We start from the raw sequence: 22,584 nt of genomic DNA on the forward strand, positions 1-22,584 counted from the left end.
CTTAAGGCGTTTTTGTTTTTTGCTTGGTAGATTAGATTAAGCATGCAAGTCTTGCAACTTATACACATCAAAAGGCAGGCTAATCTCATACGCCTTGCAAGATGCCAAAGCAGCGGACATGGTGGTTACATGATAAACTTTACCCTGCAACGCACTACGGCGAATAGAGAATGAATCCTCTTGGGCTTGCTTGCCTTCAGTGGTGTTAATAACAATATCAATCTCGCCATTTTTAATGGCATCAACAATGTGTGGACGACCCTCTGTTACCTTATTGACACGCTCGCACGCAATGCCAGCCTCTTCCAAGACCTTTTGAGTGCCGGCTGTCGCCACCAATCTAAAACCATAGCTATGAAGTGATCTGGCTACTTCTGGTGCATATTTCTTATCACTATCTCGCACCGACAAGAAAGCGGTTTTTACCTCTCCTTGAGTTGGCAAGCCAGGCAAGCGTTCATTTGAACCGATGATTGATTTATAGAACGCCTCGGCAAAAGTTTTGCCCACACCCATCACCTCGCCTGTTGATTTCATCTCTGGACTTAAAATTGGATCAACACCTGGGAACTTAGCAAACGGGAATACTGCTTCTTTGACCGAATAATGTGCTGGGATAATCTCTTTGGTAAATCCTTGCTCTTGCAGAGTCTTGCCTGCCATACAACGAGCGGCAATTTTAGCAAGCGATGCACCGATACACTTCGAAACGAACGGTACGGTACGGCTAGCACGCGGATTTACCTCCAAAATATAAACAATATTATCCTTAATGGCATATTGCACATTCATCAAGCCCACCACACCCAACTCTTTTGCCATTGCAATGGTCTGCTCACGGATTTGATCTTGAATGTCATTGCTTAGTGAGTACGGTGGCAACGAACACGCTGAATCACCAGAGTGTACCCCTGCTTGCTCGATATGTTGCATGATACCACCAATCACAACATCTTGACCATCAGACACACAGTCCACATCCACTTCAATGGCATCATCTAAGAATCTATCAAGTAGTACAGGTGCTTCGTTTGATGCTTGTACAGCTGTTTTTAGATAATGGCGTAACTCATCTTCATTATAAACAATTTCCATCGCACGACCGCCCAATACATAAGACGGACGCACCACCAATGGATAGCCAACTTCTTGGGCACGAATGATGCCTTCATCAGTGCTGGTTGCTAAGGCATTTGGTGGTTGATTTAGGTTTAGCTGATGCAACATTCTTTGGAAACGCTCACGGTCTTCAGCACGGTCGATGGCATCAGGACTTGTGCCAATGATGGGTACACCTGCTTCTTCTAAGGCACGAGCCAGCTTGAGCGGTGTTTGACCACCATATTGTACAATCACACCTTTTGGCTTCTCGGTACGCACAATTTCTAAGACATCTTCTAGCGTTACTGGTTCAAAATACAAACGATCAGAAGTATCGTAATCAGTGGACACGGTCTCAGGATTACAGTTCACCATAATGGTTTCATAGCCGTCTTCACGCATGGCAAGAGCGGCATGCACACAGCAATAATCAAACTCAATGCCCTGACCGATACGGTTAGGACCACCACCGATAACCATAATCTTATCTTTATCAGTTGGGTGTGCCTCACACGCTTCATCATAGCTTGAATACATATAAGCCGTTGAGGTCTCAAATTCTGCCGCACAGGTATCCACTCGCTTATACACAGGATAAACACCCAAATTCCAACGCTTCTTGCGGAATTGTTTTTGACTGATACCCATCAGATTGCCAATGCGTAAATCACTCATGCCTTTGCGTTTGAACTGACGCACATTCTCTGCGGTCAAATCACCAAACCCAAGTGTTTTAATATGATTTTCAGTGTTGACAATATCTTCAATTTGCACCAAGAACCAGCGGTCAATCTTAGTATAATCAAACACTTCATCAAGACTAAATCCATGTCGGAACGCCTCTGCGATATAAAAAATGCGTTCTGGCGTTGGGATACTTAGACGGTTTTTAATCTCTGATACGATGGCATTGGCTGACTTACCTGCCAAATCCATTATCTCATCAAAACCAGTTGCACCTGTCTCTAGACTGCGAAGTGCTTTTTGCATTGACTCTTGAAAATTGCGACCAATCGCCATGACCTCACCCACCGATTTCATCTGTGTGGTTAAGGTATTTTCTGCCTGCGGGAACTTTTCAAAGTTAAATCTAGGCACTTTAGTAACCACATAGTCAATCGATGGCTCAAAAGATGCCGGTGTCTTACCACCTGTAATGTCATTTTTTAACTCATCAAGCGTGTAACCCACCGCCAACTTGGCAGCGATTTTGGCAATCGGAAAGCCTGTCGCCTTAGATGCCAATGCTGATGAACGGCTGACACGAGGATTCATCTCAATAACCACCATGCGACCGTTATCAGGATTGATGCCAAACTGCACATTTGAACCGCCGGTTTCCACACCGATCTCACGCAAAACAGCAATCGATGCATTACGCATGAGTTGATATTCTTTATCAGTCAAGGTCTGGGCTGGAGCAACCGTAATTGAATCGCCTGTATGCACACCCATTGGGTCAAAGTTTTCAATTGAGCAGACAATGATGCAGTTATCATTCTTATCACGCACCACTTCCATCTCATATTCTTTCCAACCAATCAGACTTTCATCAATCAAAAGCTGATGCGTAGGCGATAAATCAAAACCCCGCTCACAGATTTCTACAAATTCATCACGGTTATAAGCAATACCACCGCCAGAACCACCCATTGTAAAACTTGGACGGATAATCACAGGAAATCCAAAGCGAGACTGAATCTGTAATGCTTCTTCCATTGTGTTAACAATATCAGCACGAGGGCATTCTAGACCGATTTTTTTCATTGCTTGATCAAACAATTCACGGTCTTCAGCTTTTTCAATGGCTTCTTTGGTCGCACCGATTAATTCACAGCCATATTTGGCAAGTACGCCGTGCTTATCCAAGTCTAATGCACAGTTCAAAGCTGTCTGACCACCCATGGTTGGCAAAATCGCATCTGGTCGTTCTTTTTCGATGATGCGTTCCACCGTCTGCCAAGTAATCGGCTCAATGTAGGTAGCGTCTGCCATAGATGGGTCAGTCATGATGGTGGCAGGGTTAGAATTGACCAAAATCACACGATAGCCCTCTTCACGCAAGGCTTTGCAGGCTTGAGCACCAGAGTAGTCAAATTCGCAGGCTTGTCCAATCACAATCGGACCTGCCCCAATGATTAAAATGGATTTTATGTCGTTACGCTTTGGCATAGGCTACTCTCTTTTTCCTCAATTTAACATTAAATAAATTAAAAAGCTATTGCAAGTTGCTCATTTGGCTATTTGACTTGAATTTACTGTTGATTAAAATCTATAAACTGATAAGTTAAATGCTCTAATTGCATTGCTATAATTTGTATGGCAACATCTGACTCATCAATACCTATCCATTGTCTTCTCAATTTAGCACTTGCTTTTAGAAATGAACCACTGCCTGCAAAACAGTCCATTACAATAGAATTAGGATTTGATGATTGGGCAATAATCATTTCCAACATTTCACTATTTTTTTGCGTTGGATAATCAGGATACATTGGGTCTTTATATCTCCAAATGTCTTGTATTTTTTTGCCTTTATGTTCATCGGCAAATTTTTTGATGCGTGGCACACCATTTCTTGACCATTCAATCAAGCCCTGCTTATCCAATTCATCCAGCTCATTTGGCGAACAACGCCAATGCCGACCTTTGGGTGGTAGCATATCTCGCCAAAGTCCACCTGTATCACCATTCACTGTCTCACCTGGGGCGTGAACAGGTACAGTGTTATAACGCCTACCATTTTCATCTATTTTTTCAAACATTATTTGTTTTTCAACATCTGTTAACGGTACAGTAATTTGATTAAAAATATTTTTTTTGGCATTTCTAGCATAAAACAAAATCATATCTTTTTCATTACCAAAAGCCCTACGAGAAAAGTTCTTTGGATTGGATTTGATGCGAGCAATGTCATTTTTAAAATTCTCAATACCAAAAACTTCGTCCATAATAATTTTTAAATAATGCCCCATTTTACTGTCAATATGTACATAAATAGACCCTTGTTCTGATAATAATTCCCGCATTAAAATCAAACGCTCTCGCATAAATTCCAAATACTCGTCTGTCGTCCAATTATCACGATATGCCAAAATATCCGTTTTTGAACGGCTAATGGTGCTCACTCTATCAAAAGATAGCGTAAAATTTTGCTCTGTATTATAAGGCGGATCAATATAAATCAAATCAATTTTATTTTTAAAACCATTGTTTAATAAATTTGCTAATACCCTAAAATTATCCCCAAAAAATAATGTCGGCAGGTCAACATTATCTATTGGAGAATAATTTTGACCTGCCAATGCCAAAATTTTTTCAGTGCTTTTTTTATTTGGATAAATTAACTGCATTACAACACCACTTTATAGAGAATATAAATAATCTCTTAATAACACTGCAGAAATCACTACTTCATCATCTGCATAATTTTTTAAATTTTCAAACATTTTATTACGACCTTGTATATATAATACACCGTCCAAAATAGCGATTGCTTTTACTGGGAAAGAAAGTTTATTTAAAGGGGCTTTCATTGTAAAAATTGCGTCATTAAATTGAGCGTTTTGATGACCACCGAAATCAGTTAAAAATTTTGCTTCAGCAATGATAATTTTATTATTAAATTTAGCAATAAAATCCAAACCTTTATTATGTGTATAGCCCAAACAATCATTTGCAAAATTTTGCATTAATTTATCACTGCCATAAAAAACAATATTACCTTGATAATCCAAAAATTCGCTGATATTTTGGGTAATTGACACACCCAACGCCCCACTAGTTATCCAATTTTTAAATAGTGGACCGATTTGACGATTGGTTTCTTTTGGGGCTGTAGCTTTATCCAAAATTTCATCAAAACCCATTTCTATGAGCATTCCTGCCAAACGATTAACTGTATTGGGGTTTCTGTCGATCGCTGTTTTATCTCTTTTTAGATAAGCGACATAACTATCTTTAATTGGGAAAATTTCTTGGGCTAATAATAATTTTAATAAATTTTTGCCATCTTTATTAACCAAATAGGCTTGGATATTTTTTTGAACATCAATAGATAATTCTCTACGCAAATTAACTGACATTGGATAAACTTTATATAATAAATCCAAATAGTTAGATTGATTAGTAAGCTCAATACTTTTTTGTGTCCAAATATTCATATTTCAAATCTCGAAAAAGACAAAATAAAGTACGAATTAATCGCACTTGATTATTTGTTTATTTTTATGCTCTCAATTTTTCAATCTCACTCACAAACCGATCAAACAGCACCGAGCAATCATGTGGACCTGGGCTTGCCTCTGGATGCCCCTGAAAGCTAAATGCCACACGGTCAGTGCGTTCTATGCCTTGGTTAGTGCCGTCAAATAGTGAGCGATGTGTGGCTCTTAGCGTACTTGGCAGGTTATTCTCATCCACACAAAAACCATGGTTTTGCGAAGTAATCATTACCGTGCCATCATCTAGATTTTGTACAGGATGATTAGCACCATGATGACCAAATTTCATTTTAATGGTTTTAGCACCACTTGCCAATGCCAACAGCTGATGCCCCAAACAAATGCCGAATACAGGGATTTTGGTGGTATCGCAAATGGTTCTGATGGCATCAATCGCATAATCACACGCCGATGGGTCGCCAGGTCCATTGGATAAGAAAATCCCATCAGGATTCATCGCCAACACTTCGCTTGCAGGCGTCTGAGCAGGAACAACAGTCAAACGACAGCCTCTATCAGCCAACATTCTTAGGATATTTGTCTTAACACCATAATCATAAGCAACCACATGATATTTTGCTTCAATGTCCTTGCCAATCTCAGCAAAGCGACCGCCTGTCTCAGTGGTCTTAGCATTGCGTCCATCATGTGCCAATTGCCAAGAGCCTTTTTTCCATTCAAAGCCTGATGGATCGCAACATACCTTAGCAAGGTCAAGACCATTCATTGATGGTGCTTGTTGTGCCAGCTTCACCGCCAAAGCCTCATCAATATCACCCGCTTCATCAGCGGTTAAGATACAGCCATTTTGAGCACCTGTAGTGCGTAGTACAGTAGTTAATTTACGAGTATCAATGTCGGCAATCGCCACCACCTGATGCTTTTTTAGATAATCACTTAATGAGATGTTGGCACGAAAATTGCTATGTAGTAATGGCAAATCACGAATAATCAAACCACTCGCCCATACTTTATGAATACGCCCAGATTCAACATCTTCATCGTTACAGCCTGTATTACCAATATGTGGATAAGTCAGCGTAACCATCTGATGTGCATAGCTAGGGTCAGTTAAAATCTCCTGATAACCTGTCATGGCAGTATTAAAAACCACTTCACCAACCCTAGAACCTGATGCACCGATTGCCACCCCATGAAAAATAGTGCCATCGGCCAAAGCCAAAACTGCTTTTTTTATTGTCATGACATGCTCCGAATGATAAAAAATATTTTGCTTGCTCTTATTGATTGACATAACAAATAAGTGCGATGAGCAAATTTTAGACAAATTTTTTTGGCATGACTGCCAAACCAATAAATTAACGGATAAATTTTACTCATAAAAAACGAGCCACCTAAAAAACAAATAACCTAATTTGCAAGATTGGCAAACTTTAAGTTATCTTTTTTCATGGTCGCTCGCTTTGGCATAGATTTTAGGTATTATACATAACTTTACAAAAAATGGCTAGAAATTTTTATTTTTCTAGCCATTTGATACAGAATCTATCTTAAACAGAGTGCTTCTTATTATATTGTATTGAGTTATAGACAGATAAGGCAATAAATGCGACACCAATCAGACCTGTGACTATCTCTGGTACATGGAATTTGGTTGATAACAACATGATGATGGCAAGTGCACCGATGGCGTAGTGAGCTCCATGCTCTAGGTATACAAATTCATTAAGCGTGCCTTTTTCTACCAAATAAATCGTCATCGAACGAACGAACATCGCACCAATAGCCAAACCAAGCATGATAATAACCACATCGTTAGTGATGGCAAATGCACCAATCACCCCATCAAAACTAAACGACGCATCCAAAACTTCTAGGTACATAAACCCTGCCACACCGCCTTTTAGAATGGTTGGCGACACGCCTGCGGTATTAATAATTGGCTCACCTTTATTGTCATACACCACCTCACTAGAATCAGATTCGCCCTCAAGTAATGCCGATAATACGCTCACACCAAGATACACCAACACACCCCAGATGCCCGCTAGCATTACCACACCCTGCTTAGCTTCATCAACCCAAGTCAGCGATAACATCAATACTACCAATGCCACAAACACACTCATCGCATCAACCTTGCTAAACCGCACCAGACGAGATTCTAGCCAAGTAAACCAATGAATATCTTTATCGCCAAACATGAAGTTTAAAAACACAAGCAATAAGAACATACCACCAAAGGCAGAAATCTCCGCATGATGGGCGTTTAGGTGTTCTGCATAACTGGCTGGATTATTAAGTGCCAGATTCACAACTTCAAATATGCCCAAGTTTGCCGTAACCGCCACAATGACTATCGGAAAAACAAGTCGCATACCAAACACGGCAATCAACATACCTACAGTCAAGAAAATCTTTTTCCAAAACTCATTCCAGCCTTTTAAGATAGAAGCGTTTACCACCGCATTATCAAACGACAATGACACCTCCATGATTGCCAAAATTGCCGTAACACCTAGTGCCAACAACAAGCCTGACATACCGCCATGAGCATAACCCCACCAACCCGCAATGAAAAAGCAGACAGCAGTAAAAACAATGTCAAATAAAAAATGTCGCATAATAACCCTTTATACCAAAATTTTTTAGGCATATAAAGAAAACCAATAATCATATGATTATTGGTTTTTTATAATATGGTGGGGTCGGAGAGACTCGAACTCTCATACCTCGCGGCGCCAGAACCTAAATCTGGTGCGTCTACCAATTTCGCCACGACCCCAAGTTGTATCTTGCATCAATCATGATGTCTTGTTGATGCGTATTATAGCGATTTTTTGATGATTGGCAAGAACTTTTTTTATAAAAATCATAAAAACTTTATAAGATATTGATATTAAAATACTTTTTATTTAATATTCAACCCACTTTACCAATAATTTTCCACCGCAATATTGCCCACACCACGACGATTCATGGTCAAGCCTTTATCTTTTAGGGTATTTTTGGTATCCTCAACCATCTCTGGATTACCGCATAGCATGACATGAGAAGTGCTAGGGTTTAAGCTAAAGCCTGCATGACCTTCAAGCTCGCCAGTAGCAATCAAGGTGGGAATGCGAGCATTAAGACAACCTTCCACCTTCTCACGAGTGATGATAGGCACAAAGTGTAATGTAGCAGGCGAATCAATCAGCTCTTTAAATTGCTTTTGCAATGCCTGAATCTTATCCACATAAGCAAGCTCACTTTTTGTTCGTACACTGTACACAAGCACAATGTCGGTATAATTTTGCCAAGTCTCCAGATCGCCTAGCATGGATAAAAATGGTGCCAGTCCTGTACCGGTAGCAAGTAACCATAAGTCTTTTGGGGCAGGCTCTTGATAACGAGCAAGGGTCAAAAACCCATAAGGCTCACTTTCTAAATATAAGGTATCGCCTATCGCCAAGTGTTGTAGCTGACTGGTGAACGCCCCATTAGGCACCACCACCGAGAAAAATTCCAACTGTTCATCATAAGGGCTTGATAGCACCGAATAAGCACGAAAAATACGCTCATTGGGGGCATTTTGAGTGTTTTTTAATTCACTAGGATTTACCCCAAGTCGCACAAACTGCCCAGCATCAAAACGAAATCCATCAGGACGAGTAGTGGTAAAACCAAATAAGGTAGGCGTAATGGAAGTCTTGGACAGAACTTGGATTGAATGAATTTCTGGCATGATGATTTATTGATTAAAAATTATTATTGATTTTACCACAATCACACAAAAAACAAAACGCACTTAAAGTGCGTTTTTATTGTTTTAAATCGCTAAATTGGCAAGTCTAAACAGTGTATCTGGGAAAATACCAAGAACAATAATCATCGCTGTAACAATCAATAGCATGACACCGCCTGCCTTAATACCCCACTCATGATGAGCGTCATATTCTAAATGCACTTTAGGGCGTTGGTACAGCTGTATTAGCACTCTTAGATAGTAAGCCAAACCGATGGCACTGCCCAAAATGACAAGAAGTGCCGACCAAAATCTTACGCCTTGCACCGATGACAAAATAATCATCACCTTAGTCATAAAACCTGCGGTCAAAGGAATACCTGCCAACGACAACAGCATGATGGTTAATACCACTGTCAAGACAGGACGACGCCAAAATAGCCCTTGATAAAATCTAAGCTCATCTGCTTCGCCTGAAATAGAAGTACGACCACGCTCTTTATATGGGCTTGACATCAGTGTAATCACCCCAAACGCCCCAATACTGGTCAAGGCATAGATAGCCATATAGACGCTAACAACGCCTATGCTATTGCCCTGTACACTCAATAACGCCACCAATGCATAGCCAATGTGAGCAACTGATGAATAAGCCAATAGACGCTTTAAGTTATGTTGGCGGATAGCGAGCAGATTCCCCATTAGAATTGAAGCTGCGATGATGAACATCAAAATGGCATCAAACACCGCCAATGATGGTATCATGCTTGTCATTAAAAAGCGAATGGCAAGTGCCATCATTGCCACCTTACTCACGCTTGCCAAGAATGCAGCAATCGGTGCAGGTGCACCTTCATAGACATCAGATACCCATGAATGTAGTGGTGCTGCTGACAGCTTAAAAGCAATGGAGACCATCATCATTACCACACCCAAAGCAAACCACACCCCCACTGTTCCTTCGGTCAATGACACACCCAACGCCTTAAAGCTTAAGGCACCTGTATCAGCAAAGATGAATGCCATGCCCATCAGTAAGGTTGCAGAAGCTGTGGCCGATAAGACCAAATATTTAAGCCCCGACTCCAAAGAACGAGCTCTTAAAAAAGTATAAGCCAGCATACCATACATTGGCACAGATAGCAGTTCAAGCGACATAAAAAACGATGTTAAGTCTGTCGCTGACACCATCAGCATTGCCCCGATGGTGCTAATTAGCATGAGTAGATACAGCTCATCTTTGTTATCTTTTAGGGTCTGAAAATAACCATAAGCCAAAGTACAACACGCCAATGATGCAATCAAAATTACCGCCATATTAAATAAGGCAAAACCATCAATAACAAATAAATGGCTAACCTGACCAATAGGCAATAGCCCCAAAGCCTGTGCCACCAAGCTAATCAATGCAAAATTCAACCCCAACACACTCAATATGGCGGACCAAAAATGTGAACGCTTCATGGCGATGGCAATCATGACAACCAACGCCGTCAATGCCACAATCACCAAAGGCGTGAAGGTCAATAAGGACTCAATAAGATGACTGTTAAACATAAAACTACCCCTTATTTTCCTTGTGTATCGGCATATTGATGGTACATATGAGACATATCATCATAACTGTGCTCGGCGATGCCATGTGGCATCTTAGACTGCAACGATAAAGGCAGCTGCTCATGATAAACTTTAGAAATCCAGTCCATGGAACCTTGTGAAGCATTCAATGCTGGTTGCGGATATAGACCTAGCCATACCAAACCTACCATCAGTATCACAAGCAAGCTGATTTCACGCTTACCCAAATCTTTATTTACTCCATCATTATCCTTGATGAGCTTTGGTGCGGTATTCTCGCCAAACAACGCACGATGAATCAAAATCAACGAATACAGACCACCAAGCACAAGACTGGCTGTAGCTAGCACCACAATGATCGGATATTGCCCAAATGAACCCAACAGAATCAAGATTTCACCAACGAAGTTGCCTGTACCAGGAATGCCGAGTAGAGCCGCACAAAAGAACATCAGTAATGGTGCAAAGTATCTAAATTGCCCCCACATTCCACCCATGAGCGTCAAATCACGAGTATGCAATCTTTCGTACAGCTGACCTGCCATGATGAAAAGACCTGCACTTGATAAGCCATGAGCCAGCATCTGAATCATCAAACCTTGCAATGAAATCAAATTACCCACATAGATGGCAAGTAGCACAAAGCCCATGTGTGAAATACTGGTATAGGCAAGCAGTCGCTTAATGTCCGTCTGAGCAAATGCCAAAAATGCTCCATAAAAAATCCCAATTGTGCCTAGCGTAATGGCAATCGGAGCGAACTCAGCCGAAGCTGTGGGGAATAATGGCAAGACAAAACGAAGCAATCCAAAGGCTGCAGTCTTAATCAAAATACCTGCCAAATCCACCGAACCTGCCGTTGGAGCTTGGGCGTGAGCATCTGGTAGCCATCCATGCAATGGAAATACAGGCAGTTTAACCGCAAAACCAATAAAAAAGCACAGCATGATGACATATTCCCAAGCACCCAAATCCGCACCCAACAAATCATGGTAGGCAAAACTTAGCACGCCTGTACGATTAAATTGAATGATAACAAGCATCAAAATACCAATGAGCATGATTAGACCTGATGCTTGAGTATAAATAAAGAACTTGGTGGCAGCATACTCTTTGGTTTTACCCCCTGTGGCATTATGTCCCCACAATGCAATCAAAAAGTAGATGGGTAGCAACATCAGTTCCCAAAAAAAGAAAAACAAGAACAAATCAATCGCTAAAAATACACCAATAACGCCACCTAGCGACCACAAAAGATTAAGATGAAAAAACCCCACACGGCGAGTAATCTCACCCCACGAACAGCCGACCGCCATCACGCCCAAAAATGCCGTCAAGACAATCATCAGCAAAGACAGCCCGTCCATTGCCAAACGAAAACTAATCCCCAAAGATGGAATCCATGGCAACACAAACTGTGCCGACCATGGCAGATGCCCACCACTCATTTCTTCGGTTGCAAGCATTTGATTAAAACTGCCTTGTTGCCACAGCATCATGCTGATTCCCAAGGTCGCCAACATGGCAAATAGTGCTATCCAGCGTGGCAACTTATCATTTACCTTTTCAATAAGCCAGCACAAAAACCCTGCCACAAAAGGAATGGCAATCAATGTCGGCAAGAGCCAATTTTGTTCCATCATTTCATCACCATCATTATTGCCAATACCAAAATCATCACAAGACCCAATCCAAAGCTTATCGCATGAGAGCCCAATCTCCCTGTTTGCGTCTTGACAAGTAGCTTATTACCCACACTTGTCATTGCAGGCAAGATATTCCAAAGCCTGTCTATGGGATCAGATTTTAATAATTGACCAATCCCCAAAAACGGCTTGACAAATACAATGTCATACAACGCATCAAAACCAAGTCCATGATAACACCAATGAATGCAAGCACTGCCAAATGTGCAGTTACGCCAAGCATTTAAAATTTTGCCTTGATTAATGACATATAAAAAGTAAGCCAATACCAAGCCAAGTGCTGTTATGCCCATAGCAATCATCTCTGCGGTATGCTTACCCTCTGTTAAAGTACTACCAATACTCGTTGGCAGAACATTTGCCAAAGGTGGATGAATCAACGCCCCAAGCCCTGTAGATAGTATCATGAGTACCACCAAAGGCAAGGCATAGCTTATGCCAGAAATTTTGTGAGCATGGGTTTTTTCTTCACCAAAGAACACTAGGTAAATCAAACGGAAGGTATAAATAGCAGTTAAAAATGCACCAAATACACCCGCCCAAAACAGACCCATATGCCCTGTGGCATAAGCCTCCCACAAAATCGCTTCTTTTGAGTAAAAACCAACCGTCACAAATGGTAGAGCAACAAGTGCTCCACCGCCGATAACGAACGACCAAAATACCAAAGGAATGCGTTTACGAAGCCCCCCCATCTTAAAGATATTTTGTTCGTGATGTACCGAAATGATAACAGCACCAGATGCCAAAAATAACAATGCCTTAAAGAATGCATGGGTCATCAAATGGAACACCGCCACCTGCCATGCACCCACACCCAAAGCAATAAACATATAGCCAAGCTGACTCATGGTTGAATAGGCAAGCACTCGCTTAATGTCGGTTTGTGCCAACGCACAAAAACCTGATACCAGCATGGATAACGCCCCCACACCACCGACTACATACAACAGCACATCAGGCGTTAGTAAAAACACAGGGTGCATACGAGCAATTAAATATACCCCTGCTGTTACCATTGTGGCGGCATGAATCAGAGCCGATACAGGCGTAGGTCCCGCCATTGCATCAGCAAGCCAAGTATGTAGCGGAATCTGTGCCGACTTACCAAATGCACCAAAAGTTAGCATGAGTGCGGTCAAAATCATCTTAGGATTATTCACATCAAAGATTTTTGGTGCTTGATCAATGATGGCATGAATATCTAGCGTGCCAAATTGTTGGTACAACAAAAACAGTCCGATTGCCAAAAATACATCGCCCACACGAGTTACAGTAAACGCCTTAATTGCTGCTCGTCCATTGGCACGATTAGAAAAATAATAACCAATCAACAAATAAGAACAAATACCCACGCCTTCCCAGCCTAAGTACATCAGCAATAAGTTGTCCGCCTGCACAAGCAGTAGCATACTGGCAACAAATAAATTTAGATAGCTAAAAAATCTAACAAACCCAGTCTCGCCTTTCATATACCAACTGGCAAATAGATGAATTAAAAAACCTACGCCTGTAATGATGGCGGTCATGGTCAGTGATAGACCATCTAAAACCAAACCAAAGTTTGGAGCAAAGCCATCTACCAACAGCCAAGTCCACAGCCTAACAAATAGCGTCTCATCACTACCGGCACTTAGATAATCCATACCCACCAAGACGGTGGTCAATGCGGATAACGCCATCATGCCCACACCAATGATGGTGGCTAGTTTTTCACAGATTCTATCTCGCCATATGGCAAGTGCCAAAAAACCAATCAAGGGAAATATAAAGGTTAATGCTAACAAATTCATAACGCCCCCTACCCTTTTAGCTTACTGGCATGATTAACATCAAGGCTTTTAAAGCGATGATAAAATTGTAGCAAAATGGCAAGTCCAATCGCCGCTTCTGCTGCTGCTAGCGTCAAAATAAAGATGAACATAATCTGTCCATTAGGCGAACCCCACATATTGCCACCCACAACAAAAGCAAAAGCAGCTGCATTCATCATAATTTCAAGACTCATCAGCATAAACAATATATTACGGCGTACCATTACGCCCACCAGCCCAACCACAAATAAAATCGCCACTACAATGAGTGCATGATGAGCAGGCACGCCAAGACTATTCATTTGTATAGCTGCTGTGGTCGTTAAAACAACACTCATGAGTCTGCTCCTGTATTTGTTTGCTCGGCTTGCTCTTGGGTGTGGCTGATATTCTCATCATCTAGGGCTTTTTTGCCAAGATGATATGCCGCCACCAGTGCCCCAAGCAATAAAAACGCCGCCACTTCCACCAATAACACATATTGGGTAAATAGGCTAATGCCCACATCTTTGATGCTAATACTGGCATCTTGGAGCATGATGTCCTTACCACTAACGATAAAACTTATCAGTACGCCAGCAATAATCACAGTTAGTAGTAACGGTGTTGCCCACGCATTGGCAGTTAGCCATGATTTTTCTTCCGTATTATCCGTGCCAAGATTAAGCATCATGATCACAAATACAAACAAAACCAAAATCGCCCCTGCATAGACAATCATCTCAAGCACGCCTGCAAACGCAGCACCGATGATAAAGAAAATTCCTGCCACTGCAAGCAAGCTGACGATCATTGATAAAATGGCGTGCACAGGATTGACTTGCGTTACCACTCTTAGACTTGCCCAAATCGCCACAAGAGATAAGGCATAAAAGCCTACCATGTCGCCATTTGCCAAAAAACTTTGTAATGTTTGCATCATGGCAATAGACTCCGCACATCAATCGGCTGGCTTTCACGCTCGTGCGACCCTTTGGGTTTGCCGTCTGTTGCCATACCTGTTACTCTATAATAGTTATAATCCGGATATTTGCCTGTACCGGCAATCAGCAAATGCTCTTTTTCATAGACCAAATTTTGACGGTTGTACTCCCCAAGCTCAAAATCAGGTGTCAGTTGAATGGCGGTGGTTGGGCAGGCTTCTTCGCACATACCACAGAACACACAGCGACTAAAATTGATACGGAAAAATTCAGGATACCAGCGACCATCTTCTCTCTCCGCCTTTTGCAAGCTGATACAGCCCACAGGGCAGGCGACCGCACACAGGTTACATGCCACACAGCGTTCATCGCCATCTGGGTCTCGAGTTAGGACAATGCGTCCACGAAATCTAGGTGGAACTGGCACAGGCTGCTCTGGATATAAAATGGTATCTCTCTTACGAGTGGCGTGCGAATTTACCATCCACATTGAACGCACTATGGTGAAAATCCCCACCACCGCATTTTTTAAAGTTGTAAACATTTAATTCACCATCAAAATCACAAATGCTGTTGCCAATAGATTTACCAGCGTTACAGGCAAACACACCTTCCAACCAAAATTCATCACTTGGTCGTAGCGAGGACGCATGAGCGAACCACGAGCCAAAACGAACAAGGTCATAAAAAACAAAGTCTTAATCGCAAACCAAAAAAATGGCGGAATAAATGGAATGTTCAGGTTAAATGGTGCCAACCAACCACCAAAGAACAAGGTTGTCATCAAAGCGGAAATTACCACCACATTGACATACTCGCCAATAAAGAACATACCAAATTTCATGCCTGAATACTCAACATGATAACCTTCTGCAAGCTCCTGTTCAGCTTCTGGTTGGTCAAATGGATGGCGATGCGTTACCGCCACACCTGCCACCACAAAGCATAAAAAGCCAAAAAACTGCGGTATGACATTCCAAACAGTTGTTTGAGCTTCCACAATATCTCTTAGGTTAAATGACCCTGCCATTGATACCACGCCCATCAAGGATAAGCCCAAAAAGACTTCATAACTGATGGTTTGGGCTGCACTTCGTAGCCCACCAAGTAGCGAAAATTTATTGGCAGATGCCCAGCCACCAAACATAACCGCATATACCGCAAGACCTGCCATCGCAAAGAAAAATAACAACCCAATATCCCAATTAGCCGCCCCAAGTGTCGGTGATAGCGGAATGATGGCAAAACTTGCCAAAGCAGTAAACATGGCAATAGCTGGTGCTAGGGTAAATAGTCGTTTATCAGCAAAGGCAGGCATCCAATCTTCTTTAAAAAAGATTTTCAACATATCCGCCACAAGTTGTAGCGATCCTTGCCAGCCCACTCTATTTGGACCATATCGGTCTTGCCATAAAGCAAGCATTCGGCGTTCATAGACAATCATCAAAGCAGCAACCATCACCAACCCCAAAAAAATCGCCAAGGTCTGTGCGGTCAGATAAATGAACGACCATAATTCAAAAGACATACCACTTAGAAATGACGGCACATCAGCAATTACTTGGATACTCATTTATACCCCCATCTCTTGAGTTGTTGTGCAAGTATCAGCAAATGGCGTGTTATTAAAACCTGCTTTTGGTGCAAAAATTGTATTCGCCTTAGTAGCATTCGCCAAGCGTCTCATACTCAACTGATATCGTGGCACATAGACAGGTGTGTCCTTATCGGTCTTTTTAACACCGGTTGGTAAGCCTACCATAAATGGCACAATCCCCTCAAGATAACCAATACACCCTTCTGCCAGATAATCCACCACCGATACAGGCAGGGTAATCGCCACTCCCTGCTGAGTTAAGGTTAATTTATCACCCGCCTTAACAATCCATCTGGCAGCATCTTCACGGCTAATAAACCAAGTAGCAGGCTTGATTTGACTTGCGACCACAGGACTGCGACTAACCAGTGGCGATACAGTAAATAGATTGGCTACAGGCACAACCACCGCACGCCCATCAAAGACGCTACTTGACACATTATCAGCAACCATCACTTTTTCAAAAACTGTCTGCATCTTAGGCAATTCATCAAACAGACGAATACCGATGTCGCCACCTTTTAATCGCCCACCAACTTTATCTTGTAGCTTATTCCATGCCTGTGGCGAATTCCAACCAGCCGACCACGCAAAAGGCGTTACCGAACTTGGTATTCTATCGCCCACATAACCTTCCATTGAGAAAGTTAAAGCACTGTCTTTATCCTTAGGCTGCATTGGTTCATGAATAGAAATCGGTGCACGCATGGCTGTACGGCCTGAGTAACGGCGTGGTTCACGAGCAATTTTTAACCCTGTAATGCGATAGGCAGACTCTGGTGCAGCTTGCTTAATTTGGGCAAGCTGTGGATAATCCGCCACCAGCTCATCAATCACATCATCTAGATGATACCAATTAGGTTCACCCTGCTTGGCATGCAACATATTATCCAAGGCATGTAGCCAACGCCAGCTGTCTTTAATCTCACTAGCTGGGTCGTAATAGTGTTTGTCATAGGCGGCAAAGAATCGTCCTGCTCGACCTTCTGCTGAGATTAGCGTGCCATCAGACTCGGCAAATGAACCGCTTGACAGAATAAAGTCCGCCTCATCATGCCACTCATAACGCTGATGGTCTAAGGCAATCATTGTTTTTTGGGTTAATTTATCAAGCTGACTTGGGGTCAAATTCGCCAAATCATGCTCAAGTACAATCACCGCATCAAAATCATCTGCCAGTATCTCTTCTACCGACTGACCACCCAGTAGATTTAGACCCACGCTATTTGCCTCTGGCATGGTCAAATAGACACCTGTTTTATCAGTATAGGAAGTATTGACTTTTAGTAGGCGAGATTGTAGCGTCTTTTCAAACTCATTTGGGTCTCGTTCAGTCGTATGCACGCCATCAGTTTTGGCGGATTTTTCTTGATCAACAAACTGTCGCTCTACCTCATCACGGATTTTAGCATTTTCCACCTCTACAAACTCACGCTCAACATGAGCAATTTTAGCTCGTTTGTCAGTTAAATTCTGAGCAATATAGCCAGTAGCTTGTAAAATCGCCTTAGAAGTAAGGCTAGTGCCTGAAATGATAAGGGGGCGATTTGCCATGATTAAATCATAAGCGATGTGATGAGCCAAAAACTCCATCGCCATGTTCTCATCAAGCACTAAATTTGGGTCTTGTTCTTTGGCAAAAATGGCATTTTCATGCTCGGTAATTTCCTCTAAGCGATCAGCAAACGCTTTAATAATATCCCCCACCATAAATCCTAGCTTAGCGATATCATTTGGCGTGGCAACAGTGGCAATCTTAGCAATGTCATCAAGTTTGGTCTCATTCACACTGGCAGTATAAATAGGACTAAAGGCTTCTTGACCAATGCGTTTGACAGGTTCTGCCAACCAATGCTCAGTACGAAGTGCCGTTGCCATCTGCTTGGCTTTATTTTTGGTAGCTTGACGCACGGATAATGCAACACGACTTGCTGTCTGAGTGATATCCTCACCTAGAATAAATACACAATCTGCTGTTTCAATCTGAGCAAGTGATACCTGATGGATATTTTCTTGGCGTAAAATCTGCACACCTAAGTTTACCACCTCTTTGACCGCCGCACGCTCACCTGTGCTATAGTTGTCCGCTCCGACCAATTTTTTTAGAGCAAAATTACTCTCAAGGCTTGCTCTAGCCGAGCCGATACCAATGACATTTTTGTCTTTTAATAAATTTGCCACACCATCAACAGCAAGATTTGCACTGGTCTTGACAAATTTTGTATCTACCCTTTTAAGGGGGTGCATCGGACGATCGGCACGATTGATATAGCCATAACCAAACCGACCTTTGTCGCACAAAAAGTAACCATTAACATCGGGATTATAGCGGTTTTCAATGCGTCTTAGCTCGCCATAGCGTTCACCTGCCGAAATAGAACAGCCTGTAGAACAGCCTTGACAAATGCTAGGGGCGTATTGCATGTCCCATTTGCGATTATATCTGTCAGAGTGTGTTTTATCAGTAAACACCCCTGTTGGGCAAACTTCGGTAAGATTACCGCTAAACTCACTTTCAAACTGCCCGTCCACCTCACGCCCAAAATAAACACGGTTGTTGGACGCATAGACACCAAAATCTGTACCGCCTGCATAATCCTTATAAAAACGCACACAGCGATAACAGGCAATACAACGGTTCATCTCATGATTAATAAACGCCCCCAAATCTTGATTGTGGTGTACTCGCTTGGTGAAGCGATAGCGTCTTTGGCGATGCCCTGACATATAAGTCATGTCTTGTAAATGACAATGACCACCTTCTTCACAGGTTGGGCAATCATGGGGATGGTTAGTCATTAAATATTCAACAATGCGTTTGCGAAAGTCTTTAGATTCAGAGTCATCGACCGAAATGTACATATCATTTGTCGGTGCAACCATACAACTCATAACAAGTCGTCCACGCCCTGCCTTGTAATCTTCTTCATTGTTGTACTGCTTGACTGCACATTGGCGACACGAACCCACCGAACCAAGTGCAGGGTGATAACAAAAATATGGCAAATCAATACCAAGCGACAAACAAGCAGAAAGCAGGTTGTCAGCACCATCTACTTCATAGCTTTTGCCGTCTATATGAATAACCGCCATCACACGCTCCCTTGCTGATTGTCTGATTCGCTGACCAGATGCACTTGTTCAATTTTTTGTTCAAATTCACAGCGAAAATATTTTAAGGCACTCATTAAAGGCTCCATCGCTCCTGGTGCGTGTGCACAAAAGGTTTTGCCAAGCCACAAATCACGGGTCAACTCGGTTAATTTTTCAATATCGCCATCTTGCCCTTGACCTTTATCCATGTCATCAAGAATTTTAACACCCCAAGGCAAGCCATCACGACAAGGCGTACACCAACCACAAGATTCTCGTTGGAAAAATTTTTGTAAGTTTTTGGATAAACTCACCATATCTTGGGTTTCGTCCACCACCATCATCAGACAAGTTCCCAAGCGACTGCCAGCTTTCATAATGGGGTCAAAATCCATCACAAGATCAAGATGTTCATCACTTGCGGTCAAAAAATCGGTACTTGCTCCACCCGGTAGCCACGCCTTTAATCTAAGCCCCTCTTGCATACCACCAGCCAATTCAATCAGCTCTCGTGCGGTATAACCAAAAGGCAACTCCCAAAGCCCTGCATCTTTTACACGCCCAGACACGCCCATAATCTTAGTGCCAGGAGTATCTGATCTTCCTTTGGCTTTGGGTAAATTAAGATACCAATCCACCCCATTTAACATAATGGCAGACATATTGTTTAATGTTTCTACATTATTAACCACTGTAGGACGACCCCACGCTCCAGATACTTGCGGAAACGGAGGTTTGGTGCGTGGATTGGCACGACGACCTTCCAAGCAGTTAATCAGTGCCGTCTCCTCCCCACAGATATACCGCCCCGCTCCTGTATGAATGTGCAAATCAAACTTAAATGCCGTACCAAGAATGCCATCGCCAAGTAACGCATTAGCAATACATTCATCAATTGCTTGTTGTAGTCGCTCAGCAGCGATTAAATATTCACCACGAATAAAAATATAGCCTACGCTCGCTCCGATGGCATAGGCAGTAATCAACATCCCTTCAATCAATTGAAAAGGCAAGCGTTCCATCAACAAGCGGTCTTTAAAAGTGCCAGGTTCCATCTCATCAGCATTACAAATAAGATATCGCACACCACCATCAGGAGGTGTCATGAAAGTCCATTTCAGTCCTGCATTAAAACCCGCTCCACCACGACCACGCACATTGGCGTTTTTTATCATCTCACCCACTTCTTGTGGGGTTTTTGATAAAGCAATTTTTAAGCCATCAAAGCCTTTTAGTGATAGATAATCTGCCAGTTTTAGTACCGCATCATGATGATACAGTCGCCATGTCAAAGGGTGCGTCTTGCAAGTCGGTGCTTGACCATCTGCCAACCCTACCCCCCAAATAGGAATCTTTTGGCGGTTTAATTGACTAGGAGCAAGTCCATTTTGGCGAGCAGTAATCTGACTTTGCAAGTCGGCTTTGTTATTGATATTATTGTAGTTCATTGATATTGCTCCAATAACTCAGCAACTTCGTGTGCTTGAATAGGGCCGTAAGTGTCTTCATCAATCAAAACCGCAGGGGATTTATCACAATTACCCAAACAACAAATAGGCAGTAAAGTAAAGCGTCCGTCAGGCGTGGTCTGTCCATAGTCAATACCAAGCTGTCTTTTAAGCTCAGCTTCTACGCTTTCAAAACCGTTTAGATAACAAGCGATGCTATCGCACAGTAGAATGACATGGCGACCAACAGGTTGGCGATAGATGCGGTTAAAAAAAGTTGCCACACCCTCAACATCGCTCACGGCAATATCTAGCATGTTGGCAATGGCGGTAACTTGTGCATCATCGACCCAGCCGTTGCGTTTTTGCACCAATTTTAAGGCATCAAGCACTGCAGCTCTCGGTTGGGGGTAGTGATGAATATGATGATGAATGCCGTCAATCTCTGCTGGCGTTAAAATCGTCTCAATGGCGACTTTGGGGGTTTTATCGGTTACTATTTTCATAAAGTTACCTTAATTTGCTTGCTGTTTTGACGGCTCGCTAAGTTTGTTTTTTAATTAACCAACTCAATTTATTAACCAAAAACCACATTGGTAAGATGTATTTGGGTTAATAAATTTTGCGGTGCATATTATACACGATTTTTTAGGGAATCTCTTAGGGATTTATAAACTTAGTCGTTCATCATCATCCAATCATAGCCAATCCCTGCATTTTCAAAAACATAAATAGTATTAGCCAATATTTGGCTCTTTTTTAAAGCCTAGTTATGGTCTCATCATGAAATCTTTTTGGTTTTTAGATGGTTGGAGCAACTTTATAAAATAACTTTGGCAATCCATCGTCCATTCACCTAGCTTATTTTTGCTTGTCAAATTAATTTGAATAACAGATTATCTTAAAGCTCCCAAAGCCAAAATTAGCAATTCCTTCTTTTTATCATACAATCTTAACGCAACAAATCACACCCCATCTGGGCATTTCCTTGATATTTCTTAGTGTGCAAAGCGTTGGGAGATAATCACGCACTCATTGTTTTGCAAAGTCCATCATGCCTAACTTGTTATACTTGGCAACAAATTTTCCAAAAAATATTTCAAATCGTCTTTTTTATAGACTCATCTTCCATAACTTAGGTTGAATATCCTATATAATGGTTTTAAATTCGTTTGGTATCCTTGATAGGTTTGATATGGCGATTAAAAGCGATCAAAAACTTCAACACACCAAACAGCATTCAAAAATATCACGCACAGTCATGACATTCACCAGACAAAACCATTAAGTACACAACTTTCATTTAGTTATTAAACAACTGATTATTATATAGCAAAAAAGTCATTTATAGCAAAAAAACTGTTTGCCTTTATTACCGACACAAAAAACAAAATTTTAAAACTTAAGAACCAA

Annotated in this window: 16 protein-coding genes and 1 tRNA gene; all 17 read right to left on the bottom strand. The window is 41.9% G+C overall.

Annotated elements, in window-relative coordinates; genetic code table 11:
* Positions 1-36: 36 nt before the first annotated feature.
* The 17 genes from carB to nuoE all read right to left on the bottom strand — a co-directional run bounded on the left by carB (position 37) and on the right by nuoE (position 21,677).
* Positions 37-3,273, bottom strand: coding sequence for a carbamoyl-phosphate synthase large subunit (gene carB / locus L3D27_RS07035; protein WP_432480757.1), 3,237 nt, complete (start codon positions 3,271-3,273; stop codon positions 37-39).
* A gap of 83 nt (positions 3,274-3,356) precedes the next feature.
* Positions 3,357-4,454, bottom strand: a complete 1,098-nt coding sequence (locus L3D27_RS07040) for a site-specific DNA-methyltransferase (protein WP_432480758.1) — start codon at positions 4,452-4,454, stop codon at positions 3,357-3,359.
* Positions 4,455-4,466: 12 nt separating this feature from the next.
* Positions 4,467-5,264: a hypothetical protein gene (locus tag L3D27_RS07045; protein ID WP_432480759.1), complete on the bottom strand. Its 798-nt coding sequence runs from the start codon at positions 5,262-5,264 to the stop codon at positions 4,467-4,469.
* 64 nt (positions 5,265-5,328) lie between these two features.
* Entirely contained in the window at positions 5,329-6,528 is a 1,200-nt protein-coding gene (gene carA, locus L3D27_RS07050; RefSeq protein ID WP_432480760.1) for a glutamine-hydrolyzing carbamoyl-phosphate synthase small subunit, read from the bottom strand.
* Positions 6,529-6,835: 307 nt separating this feature from the next.
* Complete coding sequence (locus tag L3D27_RS07055; RefSeq protein WP_284673039.1) at positions 6,836-7,909, bottom strand: DUF475 domain-containing protein; 1,074 nt, start codon at positions 7,907-7,909, stop codon at positions 6,836-6,838.
* Between the two features lie 76 nt (positions 7,910-7,985).
* Positions 7,986-8,070: transfer RNA gene (locus L3D27_RS07060), tRNA-Leu, on the bottom strand.
* Positions 8,071-8,217: 147 nt separating this feature from the next.
* Entirely contained in the window at positions 8,218-9,012 is a 795-nt protein-coding gene (locus tag L3D27_RS07065) for a ferredoxin--NADP reductase (protein WP_284673040.1), read from the bottom strand.
* A gap of 84 nt (positions 9,013-9,096) precedes the next feature.
* Positions 9,097-10,569, bottom strand: a complete 1,473-nt coding sequence (locus L3D27_RS07070; RefSeq protein ID WP_432480761.1) for an NADH-quinone oxidoreductase subunit N — start codon at positions 10,567-10,569, stop codon at positions 9,097-9,099.
* Positions 10,570-10,580: 11 nt separating this feature from the next.
* The gene (gene nuoM, locus L3D27_RS07075) at positions 10,581-12,230 is read right to left on the bottom strand and encodes an NADH-quinone oxidoreductase subunit M (protein ID WP_373628443.1); all 1,650 of its coding nucleotides are present in this window, start codon (positions 12,228-12,230) and stop codon (positions 10,581-10,583) included.
* Positions 12,230-14,089 (bottom strand): NADH-quinone oxidoreductase subunit L, encoded by a 1,860-nt coding sequence (nuoL, locus tag L3D27_RS07080; RefSeq protein WP_432480762.1) that lies wholly within the window; start codon positions 14,087-14,089, stop codon positions 12,230-12,232. The genes nuoM and nuoL overlap by 1 nt, the downstream gene beginning before the upstream one ends.
* An 8-nt stretch (positions 14,090-14,097) precedes the next feature.
* On the bottom strand, positions 14,098-14,412 hold the full coding sequence (gene nuoK / locus L3D27_RS07085; RefSeq protein WP_432481891.1) for an NADH-quinone oxidoreductase subunit NuoK: 315 nt from the start codon (positions 14,410-14,412) through the stop codon (positions 14,098-14,100).
* A 32-nt stretch (positions 14,413-14,444) separates the two neighbouring features.
* The gene (gene nuoJ / locus L3D27_RS07090; RefSeq protein ID WP_432480763.1) at positions 14,445-15,032 is read right to left on the bottom strand and encodes an NADH-quinone oxidoreductase subunit J; all 588 of its coding nucleotides are present in this window, start codon (positions 15,030-15,032) and stop codon (positions 14,445-14,447) included.
* Entirely contained in the window at positions 15,029-15,577 is a 549-nt protein-coding gene (nuoI, locus tag L3D27_RS07095; RefSeq protein ID WP_284673045.1) for an NADH-quinone oxidoreductase subunit NuoI, read from the bottom strand. The genes nuoJ and nuoI overlap by 4 nt, the downstream gene beginning before the upstream one ends.
* Entirely contained in the window at positions 15,578-16,561 is a 984-nt protein-coding gene (gene nuoH / locus L3D27_RS07100) for an NADH-quinone oxidoreductase subunit NuoH (protein WP_373628441.1), read from the bottom strand.
* A gap of 45 nt (positions 16,562-16,606) precedes the next feature.
* Positions 16,607-19,723, bottom strand: coding sequence for an NADH-quinone oxidoreductase subunit NuoG (gene nuoG / locus L3D27_RS07105; protein WP_432480764.1), 3,117 nt, complete (start codon positions 19,721-19,723; stop codon positions 16,607-16,609).
* Entirely contained in the window at positions 19,723-21,171 is a 1,449-nt protein-coding gene (locus L3D27_RS07110) for a complex I 51 kDa subunit family protein (RefSeq protein WP_284673047.1), read from the bottom strand. Before L3D27_RS07110 ends, nuoG begins: the two co-directional genes overlap by 1 nt.
* Positions 21,168-21,677: an NADH-quinone oxidoreductase subunit NuoE gene (gene nuoE / locus L3D27_RS07115; RefSeq protein WP_284673048.1), complete on the bottom strand. Its 510-nt coding sequence runs from the start codon at positions 21,675-21,677 to the stop codon at positions 21,168-21,170. The genes L3D27_RS07110 and nuoE overlap by 4 nt, the downstream gene beginning before the upstream one ends.
* Positions 21,678-22,584 lie beyond the last annotated feature (907 nt).

Origin of the sequence: Moraxella sp. ZY200743 (genome assembly GCF_050885545.1) — a bacterium.
Taxonomy (GTDB): Bacteria; Pseudomonadota; Gammaproteobacteria; order Pseudomonadales; family Moraxellaceae; genus Moraxella; species Moraxella haemolytica.